The organism is Zhongshania sp., assembly GCF_041584495.1.
Classification (GTDB): domain Bacteria; phylum Pseudomonadota; class Gammaproteobacteria; order Pseudomonadales; family Spongiibacteraceae; genus Spongiibacter.
Genome location: NZ_JBFHDY010000169.1, coordinates 1 through 5,344, shown reverse-complemented (window position 1 = coordinate 5,344; position 5,344 = coordinate 1). Strand labels below are relative to the sequence as shown.

Annotated in this window: 2 protein-coding genes; both read right to left on the bottom strand. The window is 53.6% G+C overall.

Annotation, left to right across the window (positions count from 1 at the left end; translation table 11 throughout):
• Positions 1–252: 252 nt before the first annotated feature.
• A complete protein-coding gene (locus ABYP33_RS17210; RefSeq protein WP_373092382.1) occupies positions 253–3,024 on the bottom strand; it encodes a class I adenylate cyclase in 2,772 nt (923 codons plus the stop codon).
• Between the two features lie 64 nt (positions 3,025–3,088).
• Complete coding sequence (locus tag ABYP33_RS17205) at positions 3,089–5,197, bottom strand: hydantoinase/oxoprolinase family protein (RefSeq protein ID WP_373092381.1); 2,109 nt, start codon at positions 5,195–5,197, stop codon at positions 3,089–3,091.
• Between the last annotated feature and the right edge of the window lie 147 nt (positions 5,198–5,344).

The window sequence follows — 5,344 nt, the reverse complement described above, 5'->3', positions numbered from 1 at the left end:
TTGCTGGCCTCAGCGGCCTTCCAGCGGCCACGAAGTGAATACAGCATATGGAAACGGCGACGACAGCAGCGAGAGGAGCTCCTAGCACTGCAGGGAATCTTGATATGAATTTATTCCGGACAGTAGTGTGCGAAGGCAGGGGTCCATCTCAGTACGAAGCTGGTATTTCCCCGACCGCACACAAAATAAAACGCGAGAATCAGCTTTGGCGTCTCCGGTCCAGCATCTAGCACCAGAATTTGAACCGTAAGCTCATTGCGACAATACCGAGGTATTCAGTATCTCTTCAATATGTTGCTTATAGCGCAGATAAACACTGGTTTGCTGTGGTGGCTGGCTGCGGAGGTTTATTGCGTCGAGTTGATAATGGGTAGGGCGAGTTTCTTGCAGCAGTAATTGACTGGCTAACTGGTCAAATATAGCCGGACCCGCTTTGTCATAGCTGAAGTGCTGGTCTTGGTAACGCATATCAAATACTAAGCGCCCCTTGCTGTCGGTTTTGGCGATGGCCTCAAGTTGGACGCGAGTATCCTCGGCGGGGTTGTTAGCTATTAATTCACTTAGGTCTAATACTTGGCTGCGCCAGCGGTTGTCCTGCTGGTGGAGTTCAAATAGGCGAAACTGATGTTTGCCTGCTTGCTCAGTGCGGCAGCGCTGCAGAAACAAAACCAGTGGCAGTAAAAGCTGGTTAACATTGCTAAACGCGGCGGTGGTGTAGTGCAGGGAGCCACGCTCATCGCGCACAAAGAGGTCGGCAAAGTCGTCCCGACGATGAAAAAACACATAGCAATCTGGGGTTGTGGCGGTATCTACTATGCTTGCTAACGCGGAGTTTGGTGCGCAGTATTGGTCCATTAACACAGGGCTGAAGCTGGTTTGCCCCCGCCCCAGGCACTGAATTAGCGTGGAATAGCTATGGGCGTGAATGCTGCGTAATTCATCGTTTTCAGTTTGTAATATATGGAAACCATTACTCAGTTTAATAATGACTCGCTTATTTTTGGGTTGTGTATAAAACGCGCGGTATAATAGCCGCGGCAGGTGCCGGACGCGTTTGCGTAGTTTTTGTTCCGGGTCATTAAAGCACAGAGCGTCGATTATTGGTGCTGCACTGGCTTTAGAGGCCGCTAGCATTAACTGCTGGTAAACCCGAAAGGCGTCGATAATGGCTTCTTGTCCGGCAAAGGCAAGCGACGAGACCTCCCCCCAGCTATTAATAACCACAATTTCAATATGGGTGATTGGGTAGCTGCTATTGTGTTTGGCGAGTCCGGCAGCGCCGAGTGAGCTTAGTGCGCCTTGCCCTAAATTAATATACAACAGCATTGCTTCTGGTACTTTGGGGCGATTAAACGCTTCGTGCTTTTGCGGATCGGCGGCATAGGCTTTGCGGGGAAGGTGGCCGCTTAAGTGACGGGCCATTTCTCGTAGGTCATTTTCAGATACACCATCCTGCCGCGCATTGAGTCGTAGCTGTGTGTAGTCGTTAATGAGGCCATTACAAAAACACCAACATAATAGCCCGCTCAGGTGCTCGTGTTCTTGCAGAATAGCGTCGTGTTCAAAATCGTGGCGGGCGCTGCTACTCACTGCCCAGCGCCGCTGTTCGCCGAAGCCTAAGGTGTGAAAGAATAATTGTTCTTCCGATACGTCGGGGGCAATGCCTGGGTTTAGCCATTCGACTTTATTGCGCTTACGCTCAAAGGCCGCGTACAGCTTGCGGCCGAGCAAGGTCATCTCTTGCGACTTAATTAGGGCTGGGCTATTACTCTGCTGGGCAAAGTCCTGCAAAAAGCGGTAGCTATTGGTCAGTTCGGCAACTAAGAAACGATGTTCATCACGTACCCGGCGAATTTTCCAGCGACTGCGCGTATCTAAGTTCAGAAGTTGCTCTGGAGGCCATTGCCACTGCGCAATGAGTGTCTCGAGTAATCTCCGCCGCCAAGGCGCTGCGCTGCCAGCGGTCTGTGAAAGTCGAATACCGACTTTAAAATAAAACGCACGGCGAATTAGCTCAAGGCGATCAAACTCCTTGCGCGAGCTTAAATACTCGGCCAAACGCCGGTACACCATGATATAGGGATCAAAGTCGTCACTGCTGACTTCGCCACGGTAAACAGCTTCTTTCAAATCAATACACAGCGGCACCACATTGGGGAAATTGCGGGCGTAGGCCTCGGTCAGCAATAGCTTTAGCACCGCCTTATAAGGCGAGCTAATGGCCTTGTAGAGCTGCCAAACCCCGGCGCCAATAAACTCGCCGGCAGGGATATCGGAAACCCCGCCAAAATCAATAGACTCGTCAGGTCCAACAAAGCCCTGGGCGTGCAGTAACGCGGTGTATTCTTGGTAATTCACTTCTTCGCTCGGGGGCACCAACCACCATAGCGGGTAGCGACCAGCCACCAGCAAGGCGCTGCGATAAAACTCGTCTAACAATAAATAATGTTGGCTGGTGCCAGCGGCTTCGGCGCTAATGCGGTCACGCTGGCCGCGACGAAACTGCTCACTGTCCATCAAGAAAAAGTGAATATCTAAACCGAGGCTGCGGGCCCAGCCTGAAATGGCAGCGGCTTTATTGTACAAGCGCTGTAAGCCGAGTTCGTCAATGCTGTTGTGATGACAGAGCCATACGTCGAGGTCAGAGTCTTCAGCCTGAGCGACCGTGCCACATGAGCCCATTAAAAAAACACTGTGGATTAGCGGCGCTGCTTGTTCGTCGTGACGGTATTGCACACTGCGCGCAATATTGCTGCGTACCCGCTCCAGGGTTAACTTGTCGGGCGTGTAGCCGTCGATACCGCAGGGGGTGTTAGCGCTTTTGTAGCCCGGCAGTATGGGGTGGTTAATATGAATCAGCAGCGGCAACAGGTCTAAGAATATTTGCTGGCGAGGTAAAAGTGCCGTGCGGGTACGCAGCAAACGCTCATGGTTGAGCTTGGTAAATCGTTCGCGCACCTGTTTTAAACCAGCGTGGCTGATGCCGCGGTCAAACAGAGGGTGGCTGATCGATTTTTCCGTCATACAGGGCCTATTAGTGCAGGATTAAATTTAATCCGTCTACTGTAGCTGTATCGGCCGCTTGCTGTCATGCCTTAGGCTGGCTAGCTGGTGATTGGCGATCAAGCTGACGAATAAGCAAATGCCCTTGCGCATTCACAGTCGCCTGCCAACCTTCGGCAAGCCAGGTAGTGGCCACGGTTTCGCTAATGAGCGCAGGGCCTAAAACCCTTTGCCCGCTGGCCAGTTCATCACGCACATAGCGCGGGGTGGCGTGGTAGGCCTTGGCGAAAAAAACAGAGCCCTGGTCTAATGGCTGACAAGGTGGGCGCGGCGCTAAGTTAGGCAGAGGCGGGATCGACGTGGCCGCGCGCAGGGCTTGGCGAACATTAACGAGCTGCACTGGCAGCGTTAGCCTATGCCCATACCGCTGTTCGTGGGCTTGGTGAAAGGCCTTCTCTAGATCGGCCAGCGAAGTCTGCCAAGGGATATTTAAGGTATAGGACTGCCCGCTGTAACACAGATCAACACTGGGGTGCTCTGTGATCTCCGCGTCGTCAACGCCTTCGTTTTGCAATTGCGCGCGGCCAGTGAGCGCCAAATTATGTAAATGCCCCAACACGGCTTCACTACTAACCGACACAAGCTTGGCGTTGAGCGTGCGAGATAATTGCCGCTCTTTCGGTGCCAGCAACATGCCTAGGGCTGAAAATACCCCGCCGTAATTGGGCACAATAATCTCGGTGCAGCCCAAGGCTTCGGCGAGTGCGCACACGTGTAAACCTCCCGCGCCGCCAAAACAGCAGAGACTAAACTCGGCAGGGTCGTAACCGCGCTGCACAGAGATCACCCGCAGTGCGCGGATCATATGCTCGTTGGCAATGGCGATAATTCCCGCTGCAGCCTCTTCAATACTTAAGTGTAATTGCTGCGCGAGCACATCAACGGCGCTGCGGGCGGCGTTGATGTCAAGTGGCATTGCGCCGCCGAGTTTAGCACTCGCGGGCAGTCGACCCAGCACCATATTGGCATCGGTGACCGTGGCCTTGCGTCCACCTTTGTTATAACAGGCGGGCCCGGGGTCGGCGCCCGCCGACTCAGGGCCCACCCGCAGCATGCCGCCCTCATCAACATAGGCAATGGAGCCACCGCCCGCGCCGATGGTGTGCATATCCACCATAGGAACCGCGACAGGGTAGGGGCCAATTTTGCCTTCGCTAGTAAGTTTTATCTCGCCATGGATCAAGGCCACGTCGCTGGACGTCCCCCCCATATCAAAGCTCATCAAGCGAGGGCGCGGTAAACTATCGGCGAGATGCTTTACCGCCGCCAAGCCCCCAGCAGGGCCTGATAAAAGCAAATTTACCGCCCGCTGGCCGGCGTTGGCGGCGTCAGTAGTGCCGCCAGAAGACTGCATAATTGACAGTGGCGTGGTCTTTAACTCGGCCTGCAAACGACCAAGATAGCTGGCCACTTTGGGGCCAAGCCAGGCATTTAACCACGTCGCCATGCCTCGCTCATACTCCTTGTATTCAGGCAAAACCTGCGAAGAGCGCGACACAAACACAGCCTCTGGCATGGCCTCGGCAATGACCTTTTCAAAGCGATCATCTATAAACGAGAATAATAAATTGATCGCCACTGCGTCAGGCTTGAGTGTTCGAATCTGCTCTTGCAGCGCGGCGATGTCATTTGCGGTGAGATCGTCGATAAGCCTACCGTCGGCACCAATACGCCCACCGGTTTCTAAACACAAGTTCGCGGGTACCGGTTCGAGTTTTGGTGCCGGACGTAAATCATATAGGGCCGAACGGGTTTGCCGACCAATGGTGAGCATATCGCCAAAACCGCGATTTGTAATAAACGCCGTGCGCACCCCCTTGCCTTCCAACGCGGCATTGGTGGCAACGGTTGAACCGTGCACCACAACTAAATGGCCAGCGGCAATGAGCTCCGTCAGGCCCAGCGCGCGAATTCCCGTTAAAATGGCCTGCTCGGGGTGATCTGGGGAAGACAGACACTTATAACTGCGAACTTGCTGCTCATAAAACAACACAAAATCGGTAAACGTACCGCCAGTGTCCACACCAAGATAAGCAATGTGAGGGGCTAGTGACATACGTGCGCGCCATAAAGAATTTGGCGTATTGTCGCCAGTAATACCGGGGATGTCATGTTGTTTAAAGCATTCGCTCATATGGATCCCTGCCTTCGCACACTACTGTCCGGAATAAATTCATATCAAGATTCCCTGCAGTGCTAGGAGCTCCTCTCGCTGCTGTCGTCGCCGTTTCCATATGCTGTATTCACTTCGTGGCCGCTGGAAGGCCGCTGAGGCCAGCAA